Source organism: Verrucomicrobiia bacterium (assembly GCA_036405135.1).
Taxonomy (GTDB): Bacteria; Verrucomicrobiota; Verrucomicrobiia; order Limisphaerales; family JAEYXS01; genus JAEYXS01.
In genome coordinates, this window is the sequence record DASWYF010000003.1 from 45,379 (window position 1) to 65,994 (window position 20,616).

At 56.2% G+C, this 20,616-nt stretch carries 17 protein-coding genes; 10 read left to right on the forward strand and 7 right to left on the reverse strand.

Features of this window, described 5'->3' with window-relative positions; all coding sequences use genetic code 11:
* Window positions 1-11 precede the first annotated feature (11 nt).
* The 10 genes from VGH19_01955 to VGH19_02000 all read left to right on the forward strand — a co-directional run bounded on the left by VGH19_01955 (window position 12) and on the right by VGH19_02000 (window position 12,123).
* On the forward strand, window positions 12-1,889 hold the full coding sequence (locus tag VGH19_01955; protein HEY1170108.1) for an FAD-dependent oxidoreductase: 1,878 nt from the start codon (window positions 12-14) through the stop codon (window positions 1,887-1,889).
* A 112-nt stretch (window positions 1,890-2,001) separates the two neighbouring features.
* A complete protein-coding gene (locus tag VGH19_01960) occupies window positions 2,002-3,543 on the forward strand; it encodes an MFS transporter (GenBank protein ID HEY1170109.1) in 1,542 nt (513 codons plus the stop codon).
* Window positions 3,544-3,682: 139 nt separating this feature from the next.
* Window positions 3,683-4,576: a hypothetical protein gene (locus tag VGH19_01965; GenBank protein ID HEY1170110.1), complete on the forward strand. Its 894-nt coding sequence runs from the start codon at window positions 3,683-3,685 to the stop codon at window positions 4,574-4,576.
* 119 nt (window positions 4,577-4,695) lie between these two features.
* Window positions 4,696-5,748: a TIM barrel protein gene (locus tag VGH19_01970; GenBank protein HEY1170111.1), complete on the forward strand. Its 1,053-nt coding sequence runs from the start codon at window positions 4,696-4,698 to the stop codon at window positions 5,746-5,748.
* A gap of 42 nt (window positions 5,749-5,790) precedes the next feature.
* On the forward strand, window positions 5,791-6,186 hold the full coding sequence (locus tag VGH19_01975) for a GxxExxY protein (protein ID HEY1170112.1): 396 nt from the start codon (window positions 5,791-5,793) through the stop codon (window positions 6,184-6,186).
* A gap of 46 nt (window positions 6,187-6,232) precedes the next feature.
* Window positions 6,233-7,381, forward strand: a complete 1,149-nt coding sequence (locus VGH19_01980) for a Gfo/Idh/MocA family oxidoreductase (GenBank protein HEY1170113.1) — start codon at window positions 6,233-6,235, stop codon at window positions 7,379-7,381.
* Between the two features lie 227 nt (window positions 7,382-7,608).
* Window positions 7,609-8,454, forward strand: a complete 846-nt coding sequence (locus VGH19_01985; protein HEY1170114.1) for a CbiX/SirB N-terminal domain-containing protein — start codon at window positions 7,609-7,611, stop codon at window positions 8,452-8,454.
* 97 nt (window positions 8,455-8,551) lie between these two features.
* Window positions 8,552-9,436: a prephenate dehydrogenase/arogenate dehydrogenase family protein gene (locus VGH19_01990; protein ID HEY1170115.1), complete on the forward strand. Its 885-nt coding sequence runs from the start codon at window positions 8,552-8,554 to the stop codon at window positions 9,434-9,436.
* Between the two features lie 21 nt (window positions 9,437-9,457).
* Window positions 9,458-10,690 (forward strand): 3-phosphoshikimate 1-carboxyvinyltransferase, encoded by a 1,233-nt coding sequence (locus VGH19_01995; GenBank protein ID HEY1170116.1) that lies wholly within the window; start codon window positions 9,458-9,460, stop codon window positions 10,688-10,690.
* Between the two features lie 101 nt (window positions 10,691-10,791).
* The gene (locus tag VGH19_02000) at window positions 10,792-12,123 is read left to right on the forward strand and encodes a hypothetical protein (protein HEY1170117.1); all 1,332 of its coding nucleotides are present in this window, start codon (window positions 10,792-10,794) and stop codon (window positions 12,121-12,123) included.
* 16 nt (window positions 12,124-12,139) lie between these two features.
* Here the strand turns inward: VGH19_02000 and VGH19_02005 are convergent, their stop codons facing one another.
* The 7 genes from VGH19_02005 to pncA all read right to left on the reverse strand — a co-directional run bounded on the left by VGH19_02005 (window position 12,140) and on the right by pncA (window position 20,397).
* Window positions 12,140-12,679: a TIGR00645 family protein gene (locus VGH19_02005; GenBank protein HEY1170118.1), complete on the reverse strand. Its 540-nt coding sequence runs from the start codon at window positions 12,677-12,679 to the stop codon at window positions 12,140-12,142.
* 204 nt (window positions 12,680-12,883) lie between these two features.
* Window positions 12,884-13,327: a DUF5069 domain-containing protein gene (locus VGH19_02010; GenBank protein ID HEY1170119.1), complete on the reverse strand. Its 444-nt coding sequence runs from the start codon at window positions 13,325-13,327 to the stop codon at window positions 12,884-12,886.
* A 16-nt stretch (window positions 13,328-13,343) separates the two neighbouring features.
* Window positions 13,344-14,951: a hypothetical protein gene (locus tag VGH19_02015; GenBank protein ID HEY1170120.1), complete on the reverse strand. Its 1,608-nt coding sequence runs from the start codon at window positions 14,949-14,951 to the stop codon at window positions 13,344-13,346.
* A gap of 158 nt (window positions 14,952-15,109) precedes the next feature.
* Entirely contained in the window at window positions 15,110-16,219 is a 1,110-nt protein-coding gene (locus tag VGH19_02020; protein ID HEY1170121.1) for a Gfo/Idh/MocA family oxidoreductase, read from the reverse strand.
* Window positions 16,220-16,303: 84 nt separating this feature from the next.
* Window positions 16,304-18,964 (reverse strand): DUF3160 domain-containing protein, encoded by a 2,661-nt coding sequence (locus VGH19_02025; GenBank protein ID HEY1170122.1) that lies wholly within the window; start codon window positions 18,962-18,964, stop codon window positions 16,304-16,306.
* A 133-nt stretch (window positions 18,965-19,097) separates the two neighbouring features.
* Window positions 19,098-19,649 (reverse strand): hypothetical protein, encoded by a 552-nt coding sequence (locus VGH19_02030; GenBank protein ID HEY1170123.1) that lies wholly within the window; start codon window positions 19,647-19,649, stop codon window positions 19,098-19,100.
* Window positions 19,650-19,773: 124 nt separating this feature from the next.
* Window positions 19,774-20,397 carry a bifunctional nicotinamidase/pyrazinamidase gene (gene pncA, locus VGH19_02035; GenBank protein ID HEY1170124.1) on the reverse strand — a complete coding sequence of 208 codons (624 nt, stop codon included), beginning with the start codon at window positions 20,395-20,397 and terminating at the stop codon, window positions 19,774-19,776.
* Window positions 20,398-20,616 lie beyond the last annotated feature (219 nt).

Below are 20,616 nucleotides of genomic sequence, written 5' to 3' on the forward strand. Positions count from 1 at the left end.
GGCGGCACGTTATGACTCACCTTGTTGTCCGGCGGCTGGTCTGTTGCGTTCTGCTTCTGTGCGGTTTGGTTTCGGCTGCACGCGCGCAGGAGGTGCGGATGGATGTGGCGGTTTACGGGGCCACGCCCGCGGGCATCGCGGCCTCGATCGCGGCGGCGAAGAACGGGCATTCAGTCATTCTGGTGGAATCTTCAGACCGGATCGGCGGTATGGTGACGAGCGGGCTTTCGTGGACGGATGCGCGCACGCTGGAATCCCTCTCAGGGGCCTATCAGGAGCTTTGCATGCGGGTGGAGCGGTATTACATCTCGCAGCATGGCATCGGTTCTCCGGAGCATGAAGCGTCTTTCCGTGGCTTGCATGGTGAGCCGATGGTGAATCTCAAGGCTTTCTCCCAGATGTTGAATGAGGTGCCGCCGGTGCGTCTGCTGCGGAAGTATCGTCTCGGTGAAGTGGAGGTGGGCGGAACAGCGGAGCGGCCGATGATTCGCACAGCACAGTTCATCGGTGCGAATGGCAATGTAATGATCGTGCGGGCGAAGATGTTCATCGATGCCACGTATGAGGGCGACCTGATGGCGAAAGCGGGGGTGGCTTACACCGTAGGTCGCGAAGGTCCGGATGCGTATGGCGAGAGTCTCGCCGCCGATGTGCCGAAAGGCGGCGATCGTCAGGTGCAGGGATACAACTTCCGTCTGATGATGACGGATCATCCAGATAACCGCGTATTGCCGCAGGCGCCGCAGGGTTACAAGCGTGAGGATTTCGTGGGCGTGCTGGATCTGTTCGCCTCGGGCAAGTTGAAGAAGGTTTTCTCGGGCGATCATGATGGCATCTATCGCACGCACTTGCCGTTGCTGCCGAATCGCAAGGCGGATGTGAATGACACACCTCACGCGCCGGTGCGTCTGAGCATGCCGGATATCAATGCGGGTTATCCCGATGGCGTGCCAGTGGTGCGCAAACGCATCTGGGACCAGCATTATTACTACAACATCGGTCTGCTGTATTTCCTGCAGAACGATTCCGCAGTGCCTAAGAATATCCAAGGGCCAGCACGCGAATGGGGGCTGTGCCGAGATGAGTTCGTGGACAGCGGTTATGTGCCGCCGATGCTTTATGTGCGCGAGGCGCGTCGCATGGTCGGCCAGTATGTTTACACGGAGAACGATACGGCGAAGGCCACGAATGATGTGCGATCCAAGCTCTTCACGGATTCCATCACGATGGGGGATTACTCGCTGAACTGCCATGGAACGGGCCGCACGGGCATGCGCTTTGATGGCAAGCATACGGGTGAATTCTACAAGAGCATCCCGCCGTTTCAGGTGCCTTACGGTGTGATCGTGCCGAAGGATGTGGGCAATCTGCTGGTGCCGGTGGCGGTATCAGCGAGTCATGTAGGTTTCTCATGCCTGCGCATGGAGCCGACGTGGACTTCGCTGGGACAGGCGGCGGGTCATGCAGCGGCTTTGGCGATCCTTCAAGACAAGCCGGTGCAGGACATCTCCGTGCCGTTGCTGCAAGACCAGTTGCACAAGTATAAGCTGGCGACGATCTATCTCACGGATGTGCGGCCGGGGTCGTCTTTGTTCCGCGCAGCGCAATGGTTCGGCACGCGTGGTGCGTTCCATGGTTTGGTGGATCCGTCCGTCACGCAATTGGTGAAGCAGGAAAAGATTTTCGGCCAATATTCCGAAGCAGCTCCGGGGCATGAGGTGAATCCTGCAGCGAAGATCGATGAGACAACGCTCAACCGGTGGATCGCCATCGCGCAAGCAGAGGGCATCGATATCAAGAAGGCGGGCAGCCTGAAGGGCAAAATGCGCGGCGAGGTGCTGGAGAAGCTGTATCTGGTGAAGTATCCGGAACCGAAGAAAAAGAAGTAGGGGGTCGATCCGAGGCCGACGACCGAGAGCGAAGATGATTGAAGGGAAAATGATACGTGTTCGTATTATTTTCGCTTGCGTGGCAAAGGCGGCTTCGTTTTGATACACGCTCATGAGCTCCTCGGAACCCGGATTGAAATTGACCACGACCCAGTGGCTGGTGTGCGTCATTGCTGCCATCGGTTTTGCATTCGATATCTATGAACTCCTGATGCTGCCGCTCATCATCAAGCCCGCGATGGCGGCCTTGAGCGCGCCGATTGTGGAGCAGTTGGTGGCAAACGGCATGGCGCGGCCGGAAGCGATGGCGCTGTGGGTGCCGGGCGGCGAGATGTATGTGAAGTGGGCGCGCACGCTGTTCTTTGTGCCAGCCATCGCGGGTGGCGTATTCGGTCTTCTCGGCGGTTACCTTACCGATGTGTTCGGACGTCGTCGGGTGCTGACGTTCAGCATCTTGCTTTATGCGTTCTCGGCGTTTGCGGCGGGTTTTGCGACGACGCTGGAGCAATTGCTCATCTGCCGGTGTCTCGTCTTCATCGGTGTGTGTGTGGAATTCGTGGCGGCGGTGGCGTGGCTGGCGGAGTTGTTCCCGAATCCCGTCCAGCGCGAGAAGGTGCTGGGTTACACGCAGGCATTTTCTTCTGCGGGCGGTTTGCTGGTGGCAGGAGCTAATATCCTTTCGGCCAAGATCGCGGTGGATCTTCCTGCAATCCATGGTGTGCATGAGGCTTGGCGTTATACTTTGATCTCAGGTGTCATCCCGGCATTGCCGCTCATCCTGATCCGTCCATTCCTGCCGGAATCGCCAGCTTGGGCAGCGAAGAAGGCGCAAGGAACGCTCAAACGTCCGAGCATTGCCGAACTGTTCAGTCCGCAACTGCGCCAGACGACGATTGTTACAACATTGGTTTTCGCTGCCAGCTATGGCATCGCTTTCGGTGCCATCCAGCAGTTGCCGCAGATCCTCGGTGCTCCGGGCAAGGGCCATGTGGAAGTGATGGCGGTGGCCAAGGCTGCCCGTGAAGCGGCGGCAGAAGAGGGCAAGGCGGCGGGCAAGCCTGTGCCGGAACCAAAGCTCAAGCAGGCGGCGGGCAATGCCACGGACAAGATGGTGGCGGGTGTGACACTCTGGCAGGAGATCGGCGGATTGGTGGGGCGGTTCCTCCTCGCGATTCTGGTGCTTAAGATCGCCAGCAAACGCAATCTGTTCCGTGTCTTCCAGATCCCGGCATTGATCTTTGTGCCGCTCCTGTTCTGGTGGGTGGCGGGTAATCTGAATACGGAAGGTTCGTTGATCTATATCAAGATCGGCATCTTTATCGCGGGTCTGTTGACGGTGGCGCAGTTCAGTTTCTGGGGTAATTACATCCCGTTGGTGTTCCCGGTGCATCTGCGTGGCACGGGTGAAAGTTTTGCGGCGAACATCGGTGGTCGTGTGATCGGCACGGCGGCGGCTTGGTTCACGCTAAGTCTTTCAGCGGCCAAACCAGCGGCGGATGCCGCAGCGGCAGCTGCCAATGCAGCCGCACCGGCCATGTCTGGTCCGACGAAGATGGCGATCGTGGGTGCCTTGGTGGCGGGTGGCTATGCACTCATGGGAGCAATCCTGACGAAGTGGCTGCCGGAGCCGAAGGAAGAGGATATGAAACACTAGGTAAATGACCCATGACGAAGCTCGAATGACCAAGAAAGAGCACGGTCAGCAAAATTTGAAATAATAAAACCGGCCGTGTATTCGGCCGGTTTTGTTTTGTGAGGCTGACATTGAGGAGGCGTTCTGGCACATAGAAGGAATGAAGCCTCGTTTCTTTGCCTTGCTGGCGCTTGCTTGTGGTCTGGTGTCTTTTAATGTTAATGCGGTAACGCATTCGTTTCTCGCGTTGGGGGCGGAGACTTACATCCTGTCAGGTGAGGGGAAGGTGACATGGACTTATCCGGCGAATACGCGGGACGGTTGGGTATTGCCGGGCGGAAATGTGCTGCTGGCGCTATCGAAGTCCAAGGATTACCCAGGCGGCGCAGTCGTGGAAGTGAAGCGGGATGGGACGAAGGTGTTCGAGTTCAAGGGAACTCAAGCGGAGGTGAACACGGCACAGATGGTGGACGGCGGAAACATCATGCTGACGGAGGCGGGGTCTAAGCCGCGTTTGCTGGAGGTGAATCGCGAAGGGAAGATTCTAGTGGAGTTTCCGATCCAGTGCCAGTTGACCAATTTTCACATGCAGAGCCGGATGGCGCGCAAGTTGCCGAATGGCAATTATCTTATCCCGCAACTGCACGACAAAGTCGTGCGGGAGTATGACAAAACCGGCAAGATCGTGTGGGAGGTGCAGACGCCGAACTGGCCCTTCACGGCGATCCGGTTGGCAAACGGGAATACGCTGATCAACTGCACCTATGGCCACACGAGCATTGAGGTGGATTTAAAAGGCAAAACTGTGTGGCAATTGAGCAATACGGACCTGCCCAAGCCGCTCATCAAAGACGCGTGCGGAGCGCAGCGCCTGCCGAATGGAAATACGGTCATCACGAGCTATGGGAACAGCGGTCCGGGAGTGAAACTCATCGAGGTGGATCGCGATAAGAAGATCGTTTGGACACATGAGAATGAGAAGAAGCATGGGATACATCATTTTCAGATATTGGATACGGATGGGAGGAGTTTGGAGGGGGAGGCGATGAGATAGTGGTCATTTTGGGGCTTTTTGGACCTTTTGGCAAAGAAAGGCTTCCATTGGCAGCGGAGCCTTACTATTTTTGCGGCTCGTACCACTAAGGTTTTAGGCAATCACGTCATTTCAACGATATGAGCACAGCAGCAGTCATCGCGAATAATTTTCCCAAGCTTCACAACGCCATGTGGCCCGGCCTCGTCGGCAAGGGCAGTCCCGGCGCGGAACCGTTCATCGATCTGGATACGATGCTGGACTTTACGGCCAAGGCCGATGTGGGCGGTATCAAGTTCGATGGCGTGGACCTCTTCCTCTACAACCCGCATACGGACATCGACATCGACGACAGTGGCATCAAGAAGCTCGCAGACAAAATCAAGTCCAAGGGCCTCGTGGTCGGTTCCGTGGTGGCGCCGGTTTGGTTCGATGCCTCTGCTGGTGGTGATGAGAAAGCGCGTGCGAATTTCGTGACGCACGTGAAGAAGGCTGTACGCATCGCCAGCAAGCTTCGCGACCTCGGTGTGCGTCCTTACGGCGTGGTGCGTATCGACAGCGCCACGGGCGTGACGGCTTGGGATAAAGATCCGAAAGGCACGACGAAGCTCATCGCGCAGACGTTCCGTGAAGCGGGCAAGATCGCGAAGGGCGAAGGCGAACGCCTCGCCGCCGAAGGCGAAATCTGTTGGGGCGGTATGCATTCGTGGAAGCACATGGTGAATTTGCTGGAGATGGTGGATATGCCGAAGGTGGTCGGCTTCCAGGCGGACATGTCCCACACGCATCTCTACACGCTCGGTTACAATGCTGAGGCGCATCGTATCGTGCCGAAGAAGTACAATTACGAGCCTGCTGAATTTCACAAAGCGATGACGAAGTTGACGGATGCGCTCCGTCCGTGGACGATCGATTTCCATGTGGCGCAGAACGACGGTTCCGTGTTCGGCTCCGGTGATCACGAGAAGACGGGTCGCCACTGCCTCGCCACGGATCCCAAGGGCAAGCTGAACATTACGCGTGATTCCGGATATTGGCTGCGCGACAAGGCCGGCAAGGTCACCAAGAAGATGAAGCACATCTGCTGGGACGGTTGCATGTTCCCGAACGAAGTGCTGAACAAGCAGCAGACCTGGAATGACATCCTCGCGGCGATGATTGAAGTGAGGAACAACCACGGCTGGAAAGCTTGATGAGGCGGGAATAGCCGCAAAAAGGCGCAAAAGGCGCAAAAAATGAAAGACCGTGTATTTGAGCTTTGCGATATGGTACGTCAGACGGGCTATGCAGTTCATAGTTATCACCGTCACGGACATGTTGAAAAGATCTACGAAAATGCATTGGTCAATCGTTTGCGCAGACAAGGTTTGCAAGTTGAACAACAGCATCCTTTGCCGGTGTTTGATGAGGATGGGACCTTGTTAGGTGATTTTTACGCTGATTTGCTTGTGGAAAGAATACTTGTTGTTGAAATCAAAGCGGTCCGGGCGTTTGTAGACGAGCATACTGCTCAAGTGCTTGGTTATCTGCGTTCGGCCCGTTTGGAACATGGTTTATTGGTGAATTTTGGGGCGCCAAAATTCGCCATCAAGAAGTACGCACTCTCAAATCCTGAACTACAAAACTTTTAGCCCTGTTTTTGCGCCTTTTGCGCTTTTTTGCGGCTATCATTAAATTATGGCTAAGAAACAACTTCGTATCGGTTTGATCGGTTACAGCTTCATGGGGCGCGCCCACAGCAATGCGTTCCATCAGGTGAATCATTTCTTCCCCTCCAGCTACGAGCTCGTGCCGCAGGCGGTGTGCGGTCGCGATGCGGCGAAGGTGCAGGAGTTTGCCGACAAGTGGGGCTATAAGAGCATTGAGACGGATTGGAAGAAGATGATCGAGCGCGATGATATCGACGTGATCGACATCGCCACGCCGAACAACATGCACGCCGAACAGGCCATCGCCGCTGCCAAGGCGGGCAAGATGATCCTGTGCGAGAAGCCGCTGGGCCTGAACTCCAAGGAAGCGGAGAAGATGCTCAAGGCCATCGAGAAGGCGGGCGTCGCGAACATGGTGTGGTATAACTACCGCCGCTGCCCGGCGGTCGTGCTCGCGAAAAACATCATCGATTCCGGCAAGCTCGGTCGCATTTTCCATTACCGCGCGAACTTCCTTCAGGACTGGACGATCAATGCGGATCTACCACAAGGCGGCACGGGTCTCTGGCGCTTGGATGCCAAGGTCGCCGGTTCCGGCGTGACGGGTGACTTGCTCGCGCACTGCATCGACACGGCGCTCTGGCTCAATGGCGGTATCAAAGACGTGAGCGCCTTGACCGAGACGTTCGTGAAAGAGCGCAAGCACAACCTCACGGGCAAAGTCGAGAAGGTAAGCATCGATGACGCTTGCCTGTTCCATTGCCATTTCAACAACGGTTCACTCGGTTTGTTCGAGTCCACCCGTTACGCACGCGGTCACAAGGCACTCTACACCTTCGAGATCAATGGCGAGAACATGTCCCTGAAGTGGGACTTGCATGATTTGCACCGCCTGCAGATTTTTGATTACACGGACGAGAGCCAGGAACGCGGCTGGAAGTCCGTTCACGTCTCCGATGGTGATCATCCGTACTGCGGCAACTGGTGGGTGCCGGGTCTGCAACTCGGCTACGAACACAGCTTCATCCATGCGATGGTGGAGTTCGTCAAAGGTCTGGAAAGCGGCAAGGGCTGCAAGCCGGACTTCAAGGATGGTCTCGCGGCAGACTATGTCGTGGACGCCGTGCTTGCTTCCGCCAAGTCGAAGAAGTGGGTGAAGGTGAAGCAGGCGAAGTGATTCGCTGCTGAGTTCAAAGTTTAAGGTTTAAAGTTCAAAGAGCCCGCATCTGGAAACGGATGCGGGCTTTTTCTTTTTGGAGTGCTGCGACTTGGCGCAGCTTTCACACCGAGGCGGCTTGACGTCTCGATTCGACGCGTCAAGCCGCGTCGGCGGAAAGCGGAGTCAAGCCTCCGCACTCCAAAAGGGAATTGCACAATCGGGCGTCCTCGGTTACCCGTGGCGCGATGCCGGAAGATTTTTCAGATGCCACATTGGTGCTGGTGGGACATGGTTCGACACTAAATGCCGAATCTGCTGCCCCGACGCATCAGCATGCGGATGAGTTGCGTCGGCGCGGTATCTTTGGACAAGTGCTCGTGTGTTTCTGGAAAGAAGAGCCAGCGATTTGTGCGGTATTGCGCGGGGCTTATCTGCCGCGTGTGTTCATCGTGCCGCTCTTCATCAGTGAGGGCTATTTCACGGAGCAGGTGATTCCGCGTGAGTTGGGCTTTTGCCAGAATGGAGAGACGAATTTCAACCGGGTTCAGAAGCGTGGTGAGCAGACGTTGCATTACTGCGGGCCAGTCGGTACGCATGACAGCATGACGGCGGTGTTGCTCGCGCGGGCACGTGAGGTGGTGCAGAAGAATCCGGTGGTGGATTTGCCAGAACCGAAACAGATCACGCTTTTCATCGCAGGCCATGGCACGGGGAATAATGAGAACTCGCGCAAGGCGATCGAGCATCAGGTGGCGTTGATCAAGGCGATGAACCTGTATGCGGATGTGCATTCCATCTTCATGGAAGAGGAGCCGCGTATCGCAGATTGCTATAAGCTGGCACAGACGCGGGATATCGTGATGGTGCCATTCTTCATCAGTGATGGGCTGCACTCGTATGAGGATATCCCGATGATGCTGGGTGAGCCGGAGGATGTGGTGCGGGCGCGATTGGCCTCTGGTCAGCCGACGTGGCCGAATCCGACCGAGAAGAACGGCAAACGAGTGTGGTATTCTGCGAGCATCGGGAACGAGCCACACATGCCGGAAGTGATTCTGGAGCGGGTGAGGGAGATGGTGAGCGATAAGTAATTCTTTTTGGTTAGTTCCGCCTCGTTATCCCGCATGCGGGACAGCTACGAGTGAGAAATGCGCTTTCCACTGTGGCTCATTCCTTTATCTTCGCGGCGTGCACTGGCAGAAAATAGCCCTGGTGGGCGTTGGTTTGCTGGGCGGCTCCGTTGGGTTGGCCGTCCGGCAGCGTCGTCTTGCGGCGCAGGTGGTCGGATACGTTCGACGGCAGGCGTCCATTGATGAGTGCATGAAGGTGGGGGCAGTGGATTCTGCTACGCTTGATCTCGCCCAGACGGTTAAGGACGCCGATCTGGTCATCCTGTGCACGCCCATCGGGCAGATGCTAGAGCTCACCAAGCAGATGCTGCCGTCGCTGAAGCGCGGTGCGGTGGTGACGGATGTGGGCAGTGTGAAGGGGCAACCGGCGCAGGAGTTGACTACACTCATCGCGAATGGCGGGGGTTGCTTCATCGGCAGTCATCCAATGGCGGGGGCGGAGAAGATGGGGGTGAGTGCGGCGCGGGCAGATCTATTTCAGAACGCGGTGTGTGTGGTTTCGCCTACACCAAAGTCTCCAGTGGCTGAGGTGAAGAAGCTGGAAGAATTTTGGAAGGCGCTCGGCGGCAAGCCGCTGCGTCTCAAACCGGATTTGCATGATGAGTTGGTGAGCCGTTCCAGTCACTTACCGCACGTCATCGCGGCGGAGTTGGCGAGTTACGTGCTGAGCCCGGCGTTGCCGAAGCATCAGGCGCAGCTTTGCGCGACGGGTTTTCGTGACATGACGCGCATAGCTTCTGGTTCGCCGGAGATGTGGCGGGACATCTCAGTGGCGAACAGCAAGCATCTCTCCCAAGTGCTTGGCGTGTTCATTGAGGACCTGCAAGAGTTTCAGCTCGCGCTGAATAACGGTGATGTGAATGCGATCGAGGAGTTTTTCGTGAAAGCGAAACAACGTCGCGATGAATGGTGTGCGCAGATGGCTTCTCCTTCGCCCGAGTAATCTTCTTTTGAAAGTGTATTTGTGAGTCTTCCAGATCTGATTGAAATCGTTCCTTTGGATAAACCGGTTAAAGCCGAAGTGACGGTGCCGGGGTCTAAGAGCATTACCAATCGCGCATTGGTATTGGCGGCGCTGGCGAATGGGACGGTGACGTTGGAGGGCGCGTTGTGGAGCGAGGACACGCAGGTGATGGTGGAGTGTTTGCACACACTGGGTTTCAAGGTGAATGTGGAGGCTGACCTGAATGAGTTTTGCAATCGCACGATCACGGTGGAAGGGCGGGGCGGGGTGATTCCGAAGGCCGGGACGGTTGAGAAGCCTTTGGAATTGTTTGTGGGAAATGCCGGAACGGCGGCGCGGTTTTTGGCGGCGATGGTTTGTTTGGGCAAAGGCGTGTATCGCCTGAGCGGTGTGCCGCGCATGCACGAGCGCCCGCAGGCTTCTTTGTTTCAGGCGCTACGCCAGCTTGGCTATCAGATCGATTCGGCGAACAACAAGTTGCCAGCGGTCATTCATGGGGTGGGTGCGAAGGCGGGCAAGTGTCAGGTGAGCGTGGATGAGAGTTCGCAGTTCGCCTCGGCGTTGATCTTGAGCGGGACGATCGGGCAATGGCAGGTGGGTATCCAGGGGGCGAATACGGATGAGTTGCCTTATGTGGAGATGACACGGGAGCTGGTGAAAGCGTTTCCGAAGAGTGGCGGCAATTTTTACATCGAGCCGGATGCATCGAGCGGGAGTTATTTTTGGGCGGCCAACTCGGTGGTCTCGCACTGGCCGAAATCGAAGTGGCAGATCGATGGCGAGTTCCCGAATTATCTGCCGTTGCCAGCGGAAATTTCTCGTGAGTCGGATTTGGGCGATAGCATCATGACGGCGATCGTGCTGGCACCGTTTTTATCGGCACCGGTGAAGTTCACGGAGTTGGGTCGCTTGCGGGTGCAGGAGTGTGAACGCGTGGTGGCCTTGCGCACGGAGTTGACGAAGTGTGGCGCGAAGGTGATCGAAGAGGGTGATACGCTGACGGTCTATCCTTCACAGCTTCACGGGGCGGAGATCGAGACTTACAATGATCATCGCATGGCCATGTGCTTTGCGGTGGTGGGGTTGCGTGTGCCGGGAATCAAACTACGGAATCCTTCGTGCGTGAAGAAGACATTTCCCAATTTCTTCCAGAAGCTAGCGAAGGATTTGGGAGTGACTATCCTCGATGCCCAAGGGAAGAAGCTGGGGCATGAGGATTTGTTCGCGGGGTGAGGTGAACCGCGGAATACAGAAAAGTTTTTCGATTTGACGCGTAGGTTCTGATGTTGCGCGTTGGAAAGAAAAGATTAGGTTTGGCGGTGATGTAGGAAGGTATGTTCAGCGCCGCCAAACACATGTTGGTTTTTCTACTGCTGTTCACGCTCAGTCCTTTGAATGGACAGGCGATGATTGTGCAGTTGGAGGGATATGTTAATGCCGACTTGTTGCTGGCTGGGGAGCGGCAAATTCTTTGGAGTCTTTCTTATTCGGGAGTGAGTTCTTATGAGTTGATTTCTTTAGACGCACAGAACGGGAAGGAACAGTGGCGGGTTAAGATGGAGGACAGACCGCACAATGTGGTGGTCGGCGGACAAGATGTCTTTTACTTCATTAGTGGTGATTTTTTGACCGCAGCCCGTCTATCATCAAGCCAAGTTTTATGGAGGACCAATCTTTCTGCTGTTCCACAACAGGTTAAAGCTTTGCCGCCTAAGCCGAGTAGCAGGAAGGGCGATAGTTTGGTTGAGCCGATATCAGTGCTTAACTTCGGCTATTCTTTGGTGCCGAATAGATTCAATTATTCCGAGATTCAGATAAATGGTCCCCTTATCGTGATTGATCGCAAGGGGTTGAATGGCTCTGGCTGTGTTTGGGATGTTTGTTTTCAAGACTGGTTGGTGATCGATCGGAGAGTAGGGAAAATCGTAGATGGAGGACCGGGGGAGATTTTAGCTCACGGCAAAAATCTGGTGGTGGGTAATCAGGAGGCTGCGTTTCAGTTCAAGGATGGCGTAAAGGTGCCAATGCCTAAACTGGCGGAGATGCACAAGTCGATGAACCCTTTTTCTCGACAGGGAAAACGTAATGATGTGAATGATTGGGTGCTTGTTTCGAGAACTCACACGACTACTGGCCCTGTGGCCGCCTTTAATGTCAAAAGCCAGACCACGGTTGATCTTAAACTTGGCCATCGTGATCCGTGTCAGCAGGGATGGATTGTTCTGAAGGATGGTTTCTTGAGATATTCTGAATATCACTCGTCAGGTTTCCCCGATGCTAAAACTACGACTGAAAAATTCTGGATCGAGTTGTATAACTTTGAAGGAAACTTGCGGGCAGAGCGGACCACCGAAGCTTTCAAGGATTTTTGGACATCATCACTCGGTGTTAATTCCCGTGGGACTGTGTTGCTTGATGTGAAAGACTCACTGGTGACGGTGGAAATTCCATCGCTTGAAATGAAACGGTGGCAAACCAAGCCAGGAGCCAGTTTTCACATGACTGAAAGTGGTGATCGGATGGTTTGTGTCCGAGGTGATTGGTCTGCTCAGACAATGGCTAAGGCTTCGGAACGGAGAGAGGTGATCATCACTGGGGTAGATGCCATCACCTTTGCGCCGATTTGGGAGCATCGGGAAAAGGTGACCGCGAAAAAATTACGATAGAGCGAATGAACTGATTTCAGTGCTCCTCACCATGCTTGGCCGTTGAAGAGGTGATCTTCTCGATCCATGCCAAGATCAGGGCGGAGATGATAAAGATGGTGTGGATGACGACCTGCCAGAAGATGACCTTGTGGGAGTGTTTTTCCACGTCGATGAAAGTCTTCAGCAAATGCACGGAGGAGATGCCGATGAGGGCGGTGGCGAGCTTGACTTTCAGCACACCGGCGTTCACGTGGGAGAGCCATTCCGGTTGGTCCGGGTGACCTTCCAGATTCAGACGGGAGACGAAAGTTTCGTAACCGCCGATGATCACCATGATGAGGAGGTTTGCGATCATCACCACGTCGATCAAGCCTAGGACGAGGAGCATGACCTCGCTTTCTTTCATTTCTTGGACACCGCTCATCAGGTGCCACAGCTCCAGCATGAAACGATAGACGTAGATGCCTTGGGCAATGATCAGGCCGAGGTAAAGTGGGGCCTGCAACCAGCGGCTCAGGAAAATCATGCTGCCGAGGGTGTTCTGGAACGGGGAAGACTTTTGTGGATTGCTCATGCGTACACTATTTGCGCTCTGGACTGACGCCCAGAGCGCGGGTTGTGTTCAAAACTAAAGGAGGATTGAGGATAATGGGTGCCTATCTCTAAAAGTTGATGTTTTATAAGATTCCCGGCACCCCTCACCCCGGCCCTCTCCCCTCCGAGGGGCGAGGGTGTTCGCGTCTGTCCTTATTAAACGCTTAAAGTTTATGACAGGCTTTTAGACCCTGCCGCCGTAGCTGCCGAAGTCGTCGACATCCAGCAGGTCGAACCAACTGTTGATATCCTCACGTTTCGGCGCGGCCTTGGCGTGGAGGTCATTGAAATACTGGCGGCTGTCCACGTCCGAGGGCGGGCGTTGTTCTTGCCAAGACGACCACGCGATGATGTCGGGTGTGGAGGGCTTGGTAGTGCTGTTCGCGGTGATCCATTCGAGGATATCACCATCACCTTTGCCCTTGGCCAGTTCCGCTTTCAAGGCTTCGTGGTCGATGCCGGCGAACTCGAAGAAGCGTTGGTCCAAGGGGCAGTTGTAATGATACTCGCCTTGCTTGCCATCCAAGGTGGCGCGGCCTTTATCGATCAGGCGCGGGAGGATGACAAAGCCCCCGAGGCGCACACGGGCGCTGCGGGGGGGACGTTGAGTAAGGTCGGTAGAGCTCATGGGGCGCTACTATAACTCAGATCACGATCGGCGCTACCGACATGAAGACCGGCAGGTAGTCATGCTTGCGGCCCTTGGTGCTCAGAGGTTTCTCTTTCGCGGCCTTGGGTTGCTGGGCCTGCTGTTGTGCCGCCTGCTTCTCGGGCTTCGGTCCGGGTTTCTTGGCCGTCTCGATGATGCCGTTGGCGAATTCGATGACGTGACCTTGATGGATGAGCCAGTGCAGGTCTTGCGTGATGAGCTTTTGCTCCGGCGTCAACTCTGCTTGCGCAGGAGCGGCAGGGGCAGCGGGCTTGGCTTCACCTTCAGCCGGGGCGGCAGCGGCTGCTTCAGGAGCAGGTGCGGCGGGAGCGGCAGGCGTGGGAGCCAAGGCGTCGTAGATCTTACGGCGCGTGCATTTCTCGGTCTTGTTGATGAACTCGATGATGCCCTTGATGCTGTCTGACACTGGCGTGACCGCGAGGTCCAGATAGTGCGGACGGGCGACGGCCACGTGGGTGACGGTTTTGTCCACCTTGAAGAACTGCAGGCCGAGTCCGGCGAACTGCTGGCTCAGCACGGTGACGAGCTTGAGCGGGAACTTCAGTTGTTCGTCGAGGTTACGACGGAACAGCGCGCGAAGCGGGCCGATCGGAATGTTCTGCGTGGCGGTGCCGATGATGGTGTGGCTCTCCACCGGTTGCACGATGTTCGCCAGATGCGTCTCGCGGAAATGTTTTTCCACGGCTTCGCGATTCGCGAGCTTCACGGGCTCGGGGACGTTGAGCGGGATGAACTCGGTCTTCCAGCTCTGGTCTTCCAGCCACTTCTTCACGACTTCCTCGTCCTTCACGATGCGGACGCGGGCTTTGAAAGCCTCGAACGGCATGCGGGCGAAGCGTTCCTGATGCAGGTGACGCAGCTTGTTCTGGTAATCGTGATAGTTCGGCGGGCCGAGGATCTCGCCGCTCATGCCGCACTGGGCCACGAAGGTGTAGACACCCTTGGGCTTGTCGGTGGCGGTCTTCTCGGTCTGGTAGAACGTATCGAAATGTTTCGTGAGGACGTGGCTCACGGCATCTTGCTCATTGAGCCAGATGGTGTCATCCAGGCGGCAGATGAAGAGCGGCTGCACGGGTGTGCCGTCCGAGTTTTTCTGCGTCTCGAAGCGCACGACGTAGCGTTCCGGGCGCTTGATGATGAGGAAGCCGATGTCGAACAGCGGATAAGCGCGGCCAGTCAGTTTGATCTGGCGGGCGAGTGCGTCCACGCCCTTGTCTTCCGGCAGAATGGAGACATTCAGCGAGGGCAGGGGAGGCAGGGGTTCGCGACGCGGCTCTTCACGGCGATCGCCAAAACGGCCACCGCGATCATCCCGGCGAGGACCGCCACGGCGATCTCCGCGATCACCACCACGGTCACTGCGAGGTCCGCCGAAGCCACCACCGCCATCGCGGCGAGGACCGCCCGGTCCACGGCCACCGCCACCGGGGCCATCACGACGGGGACGACGACCGCCGCCGAACTCTTCATCGCCACGAACATTGGCATAGCGGTTCGTAGAGGAGGTCTCTTTGGCCCACGCGGGCAAAAGTTGCTGCTCGAGATTTTCGAGATTGAACTCGGATTCCAACGGATTACTCATGTTAAAACGTGACGCCTAAGGCGGAGTGTGCCGCGCACAGGCGAAAAAACAGAGTGAGCATGGGCTTTCAGGAAAAGGAAAGCAAGAGCGGGTTGGAGGCTTGCATAAAATAGCCAAACCGCGATTTTCACCGTCCAATTCTCTTTCCGTTTGGGAAATCAACGGGCCGGGCTCTTTGCCTTCACCAGTTTCTTTTTACCTGTTTTCCGACGCTCAATGACTTGGAGGCGGTCGGGGCGTTTTTTTGCCGTCGAGGTCTTAAGCCGGATGGGTTTATTGCGGTCGGCTGATCTCAGTATGGCTTCGATGATGCGCACGTCGCGTAAGCCTTCTTCGCCGGACGGTTCTGGCTCCCGATGATTTAAGACGCAATCGGAAAAATAGACGAGTTCGGCAGCGAACTGATCGCGCTTCGGAAACGTCTTGCGCATGGAGCGCTTTGGGGTGGTGACTTCCAAGGAGATCGGCTCCGCGTATTCGTACGCTTTGGAAACTTTCAGGGTTCCTTCTGTTCCCACCACGGTGTAAACGTCAGTATCTGTCGCCCCGAAGCTGCATGTAAAACTAGCCAGGCAGTCATCGGGGAAACGCATCATCACGCTGCTCATCTCGTCCACTTCGGTGAACCGCTTGTCATCGTTACTGGCGCTGAAGGCGAAAACTTCGAGGGGTTCAGCGCGAAAGATATAACGGGCGGCGTTGATGCAATAGATACCGATGTCATAGAGCGGGCCGCCACCGAGATCGCGTTTCAGGCGGATATTGCCAGGCTCAGTTTGCATGCTGAAGAGAGATTGGAAGAAGCGGGGCTCGCCGAGTTTGCCGGATTGCACAATCTCGACGGCTTCCATATTGGCGCGTTCAAAATGCAAGCGGTAGGCGGTCATCAGACGGACATTAGCCTTGGCGCAGGCATCGATCATCTTGCGACATTCGGCTTCGGAAGTGCCGAGCGGTTTTTCGCAAAGGACGTGGATTTTAGCTTTGGCGGCGCGGAGGACATAGTCGCGATGCAGAGAATTGGGCAGCGCGATGTAAACGGCATCAATTTGGCCGCTGGCGAGGAGATTGTCGTAACCTTCGTAATCGCAGACATTCGTGACACCAAGGTGGCGACCGAGTTTGCGAAGCTTTTCCGGATCATCGGAAACAAGTGCGGTCACTTCAGAGTTTTCTTTGGCGGCGGCGAAGGCAGGCAAGACGGCTTCTTGCGCGATGTGGCCGAGGCCGACGACGGCGTAACGGACGCGTGAATGGTTGTTTTTCATAACGATGCAAGTTCAGTTGAAAGCATCCTTATGGGCAAAAGGTGTGCCAAGAGAGATGGGCTGGTTTTGTGCCGTCCAGTTGTCCTACGGGGAAGGGATGAGAAAACCTTCGGTCCATTCGGGGCGGGCGGGGGCTTCGCCGTTGGCGAGGGATTCTTTCCATTCGTTGTCGGTGAGGCGTTGGGGGAAGGGGGTCTCGAATTCGTAGTGGCTGAGGACGGGACCGGCGACCATGAATTTCTTGGAGCCGCGTTCGACGACCATGAAGAGCATGTTCACCTTGCCGACGCCTTGATGGAGGATGCTGCCGGGGTCACCTTCTTGCGGAGAGGGTGGATCGGTATGCACATCGGCGACGAGGGCGTCGTATTTTTGCGCGCCGAAATCGATGGGGAAAGTGTCCGTGTAACTGGCGCTGCCGAGCATGTGACGGTAGAAGAGGCTGGGATACCAGCCATCGTAACGGCGCACGGGTCCGTAATTCGTCACGCCGGTCTGCATGAGTTGATGCATGAAGTTGGTTTGCGTGACGCTGAGAGGTTCTTGGCGCGTTTGTTGATCGGCGATCGCGCGGAGTTGGGAAACCTTGTCGATGAAATTGGTGAGGAAGGAGATGTGTTTCGCTTTCACATTCGCCATGTCCACGTTGCCATGCTCGATGTCGCTGACGGTACCTTCATAAGGCGAGGCTTGGAGGAGAGCGGCGGTGCGCGAGATCATTTGCTCGAGGCGGAGCCAGAATTCCACATTGGGCTCCACATAGGCATCTGGGTAACTGCACAGGCCCACATCGCTGTAGCTTTGCTTGGCGTAGAGGATGGTGTCGTGGCGGAGTTCGGTCCAGGAAGCAAGCTGGGTATTGAGAAGGCGGAGCGCCCATTCGCGGGTGCGGACGGCTTGGGGATAGTGAGTGTCCGTGGTGGGAGCGGACAAGGCGCGCAGGGAAGAGAGCCAGCTCAGGTAGATATTGCTCTCCCACGCTTCGGGCGTCTGGCTATCGAGGACGTTGCGCGCGGCGGCGAGGTTGTGTTGATAGGGGCGGTTATCGCGCCAGAAAATCATGTGATCCGGGCTGGAACTGGCGGTGGAATTGGTGAGGCGGGCGAGGAGTTCGGGGACGATCTGGTCATTGGCCAGCGTGGAGAAGGCGACATCCAAGGCGCTGGGAACGCGGCGTTGGATCTTGTTGGTCACACCGTTTTCCACCCAGAGAATGCTATCCGAAGTGACCTTCGAGAGGGCCCAGCTATCGGGGACAAACTTCTGGCCGAAGATGGTGAAGGAGCGGGGCAGGCGGAGTTGCTGCGGGCCGACTGGGGAGACGAAGGCATCGCCACGGATATTCTGCACGCCGAGCGAGCCTTGGCCTATCTGCGTTTGCAGGTCGGTGAGTTGTTGTGTGGTCGTGATGGCGGCAAGCGACGTGATGCCTGCGGAGGCGGTGAGATCGGCGAGATGGGCGAAGGTCATGGAGTCTGTCCAGCCGACGAAGGTCTCCGTGACCTTCTCGAAATTTTGCCATGCCGGGTATTTGCCGGAGAGGACGAGCAATCGGCCGAGTGTGATGGCGGTGCCTAGCTGGCGTGTGGAGGGCGGGAGAGGATTGCCGTCGCAATCTTGATCGCCGCCAGCGATGCGGAAATCAATGCGACCGAGCCACATCGTCGCGCGGAAATAACGGCGAAGGCGTTCGGATTGTTCGTAGTGGCCGCGAGGTTTGAATTGGGAGAAATCGGTGTTCCTCGGATAATCGAAAAAGGTGAAGCAGGTGAAGGATTCGGAGCTGATGGCGTCGAGCGTTGCTTGCACACGGGCGGCTTGGCCGAGGGCGGAGGCAACCTTGTTGCCTTTGAGCAGGGAACGCGCGACGGTCAGGTAGTAATCGGCATCCAATACACTGGTTGAGAGAGGGCCGCTGCCAGCTTCTTGCTGCGTGACGGCGATTTGCGCGGCCATGGCGTCGAGGATTTCTTCGAGCGTTTTCGAGAGCCAGAGGTGTTCGAGTTCCACGAGCATGTTGTCGTAGGAGCGATGCCAGGCGTGGAGGATGGCATCGGCAGAGACGAAGACGGGCAGGTCATCATTCCACAAGCTGTAAAAGGCTTGGGCGAAGTTCGTGGTGGCGAGGCGTTCGCTGACGACGAAACCGTTTTGCTGAAGGACGGCTTGTTCGGTAGCGTTGAGGCGGAAATCGTAGAAGCGGTAGCCGTGGTTTGTGGGCTGCATGCCGACGTTGTTCGTGGCGGGGTCGGTGGCAAAGAGGTTCCAGTATTGCGCGGTGGTGATGTTCCAATCGATGCCGGGGAGGTAAACATTCGTGAGGCTGTAACGCGCGGCGAATTGGGCGGGCGTGATCTGGCCGAGAGCGGCGAGTTCCTGCGCGAAGGCGGCGTTGTAACCGAACACTTCGCTGCCACCGGTGCCTACGGGAGCATTGGCGGTGTTGCCCCAGGCGGCTTGCAATCGATAGTAGGATTGCGCCTGACCGATGCCGACAGAGAGTTGCGTGAGCGCGGCATTTCCTTTTTGCGGCGGGCCGACGTTTACCCAATCGAGCAGGTTGGTGCTGTGCTGCAATTGGAAGAGCGGATATGCCGTGGCACCGGAGGGCAATGGCAAATTGCCCGGCCAGCTCAGGTCTATGTGAGTGCTCTGGGGTTGGAGGTTGAGTGAAGGTCCGGCAGGTTGTGCGTGCAGGACGCAGACTGCAAGGAGCGAGACGATGAAAGATACGACTGATTTCATGTTCACAATCGAGAGACGAGCCAGCCATACGACGGCAGAGCTTGAATCTCGATTATGACATCTATCATGTAGGAGAGAGCAGGGGCATGGGGCGATGGCCTACTTCGAGAGGGGGTAGCCAAGCACAGTAGTGCTATTTTCGTTTCGGTGCAGTTGCTGCCAAAGCTGATTCATAGCCTCCACCGAAATCCAAACGAGTCACGTCATTGAATCTGATACGCCTAGGGCCGGTCCACTCAGTGTGATAATTCAAATCTTCGAGAGTGAACGTTGCGCGGCTCAATTTGGCCAACTGCCCGATATAACAAACATTGGGGTCAATCCGCTCGCGATGAATAGTCACCAGAGGAAAGCGTGCGGCGACCGTGGACAGCAACGCGGAAAGCGAGGCAATGGAAACGGTTGGCAAAGGCGTTGGTTCGAGTTGGTAATGTTTTACTGCCCGGTGTTGCCAGTAGGTGGACCGGTCAAAAACGCGAAAGTCTTTGATGTCCGCATCAAGGACCGCTGAGTAACCGTTCAGGCGAAAGGTATCCCAATCCAGACTTTGAAAGAGGATGATCTCAGGTGTGAAATCCACCAAGAAGCCGCAAGTGCTTTTCGTGCCTTTGATGTGACGACGAATTTCCACGAGCTGTCCGGCGGACTTGCGAAGTTTTTTTTGAAAGCCTGTGATCTTGGCCATACGGTATTTTACCTCTTGCGGTGAGAATGTGATACAGGGGCTGGCTTTGGGCGGCAAGCTATTGAAAGCAAAAGCTCCAAGGAAACCCTTGGAGCCTTGCGAAATGAAATGTGAGGAAACGCGCTTACTTCACCGTCACACCCGCAGTCTGCATCTCGCGGATGGAACGTTCTTCATCGCCAGCGGCCATGTTCACAGCGCGGCAACCTTCCTTGATGACGAACGTTTTGAAGCCGGCTTTCGCACAATCCAGCGCGGTATATTTCACGGTGTAATCGGTGGCGAGGCCCACGATGTAAACTTCTTCCACCTTGTTCGCTTTCAGCCAATCACCCAAACCCGTCGCGCGGCGTTGGTCGTTATCGAAGAGCGCGCTGTAGCTGTCCACAGCTGGATCGACGCCTTTTTCAAAGACCTTGGCAAATTTGTTCGTCGTGAGACCTTTGGCGAATTCCGCACCAACGGTGCCTTGCACGCAATGATCGGGCCAGACGCGTTGGGTGCCGGACTCCAGTTCCACACGATCACCCACTGAGGTGCCGGGATGGCGGGAGGCGAAGCTGATGTGGCCTTTCGGATGCCAGTCTTTCGTGGCGACGACCAGATCATACTCGGTCAGCAGCTTGTTGATGACGGGCACAACCTCGTCACCTTTCGGTACGGCCAGAGCGCCGCCCGGTGTGAAGTCGTTCTGTACATCCACGACCACAAGGGCCTTGACCTTCTTCTTGTTGAATAAGCCTAACATAAACTTTGGTTACTACGGCGCGGTAGAATTCCACAATAACGACCAAGAATCAACAGTGCGAAATGGTCGGGGGCGAATGGGGGCGCATCTTGACACTGCCCCCATAATGAGTTGGTAACGGTTCCGATCCTGGGTGCAAAGGGGCAACCACGAACCAAAGGAACACGGATGAAGCCAGAACCCAAGCGGCCTTTGACCTTACGGGAGATCGAGCAGGAA

What these genes read in the sequence shown, in the direction of transcription:
- VGH19_01955 (HEY1170108.1), top strand. Translation starts at nt 12, where the DNA reads ATGACTCACCTTGTTGTCCGGCGGCTGGTCTGTTGCGTTCTGCTTCTG.
- VGH19_01960 (HEY1170109.1), top strand. Translation starts at nt 2,002, where the DNA reads ATGAGCTCCTCGGAACCCGGATTGAAATTGACCACGACCCAGTGGCTG.
- VGH19_01965 (HEY1170110.1), top strand. Translation starts at nt 3,683, where the DNA reads ATGAAGCCTCGTTTCTTTGCCTTGCTGGCGCTTGCTTGTGGTCTGGTG.
- VGH19_01970 (HEY1170111.1), top strand. Translation starts at nt 4,696, where the DNA reads ATGAGCACAGCAGCAGTCATCGCGAATAATTTTCCCAAGCTTCACAAC.
- VGH19_01975 (HEY1170112.1), top strand. Translation starts at nt 5,791, where the DNA reads ATGAAAGACCGTGTATTTGAGCTTTGCGATATGGTACGTCAGACGGGC.
- VGH19_01980 (HEY1170113.1), top strand. Translation starts at nt 6,233, where the DNA reads ATGGCTAAGAAACAACTTCGTATCGGTTTGATCGGTTACAGCTTCATG.
- VGH19_01985 (HEY1170114.1), top strand. Translation starts at nt 7,609, where the DNA reads ATGCCGGAAGATTTTTCAGATGCCACATTGGTGCTGGTGGGACATGGT.
- VGH19_02000 (HEY1170117.1), top strand. Translation starts at nt 10,792, where the DNA reads ATGTTCAGCGCCGCCAAACACATGTTGGTTTTTCTACTGCTGTTCACG.
- VGH19_02005 (HEY1170118.1), bottom strand. Translation starts at nt 12,679, where the DNA reads ATGAGCAATCCACAAAAGTCTTCCCCGTTCCAGAACACCCTCGGCAGC.
- VGH19_02010 (HEY1170119.1), bottom strand. Translation starts at nt 13,327, where the DNA reads ATGAGCTCTACCGACCTTACTCAACGTCCCCCCCGCAGCGCCCGTGTG.
- VGH19_02015 (HEY1170120.1), bottom strand. Translation starts at nt 14,951, where the DNA reads ATGAGTAATCCGTTGGAATCCGAGTTCAATCTCGAAAATCTCGAGCAG.
- VGH19_02020 (HEY1170121.1), bottom strand. Translation starts at nt 16,219, where the DNA reads ATGAAAAACAACCATTCACGCGTCCGTTACGCCGTCGTCGGCCTCGGC.
- VGH19_02025 (HEY1170122.1), bottom strand. Translation starts at nt 18,964, where the DNA reads ATGAAATCAGTCGTATCTTTCATCGTCTCGCTCCTTGCAGTCTGCGTC.
- VGH19_02030 (HEY1170123.1), bottom strand. Translation starts at nt 19,649, where the DNA reads ATGGCCAAGATCACAGGCTTTCAAAAAAAACTTCGCAAGTCCGCCGGA.
- pncA (HEY1170124.1), bottom strand. Translation starts at nt 20,397, where the DNA reads ATGTTAGGCTTATTCAACAAGAAGAAGGTCAAGGCCCTTGTGGTCGTG.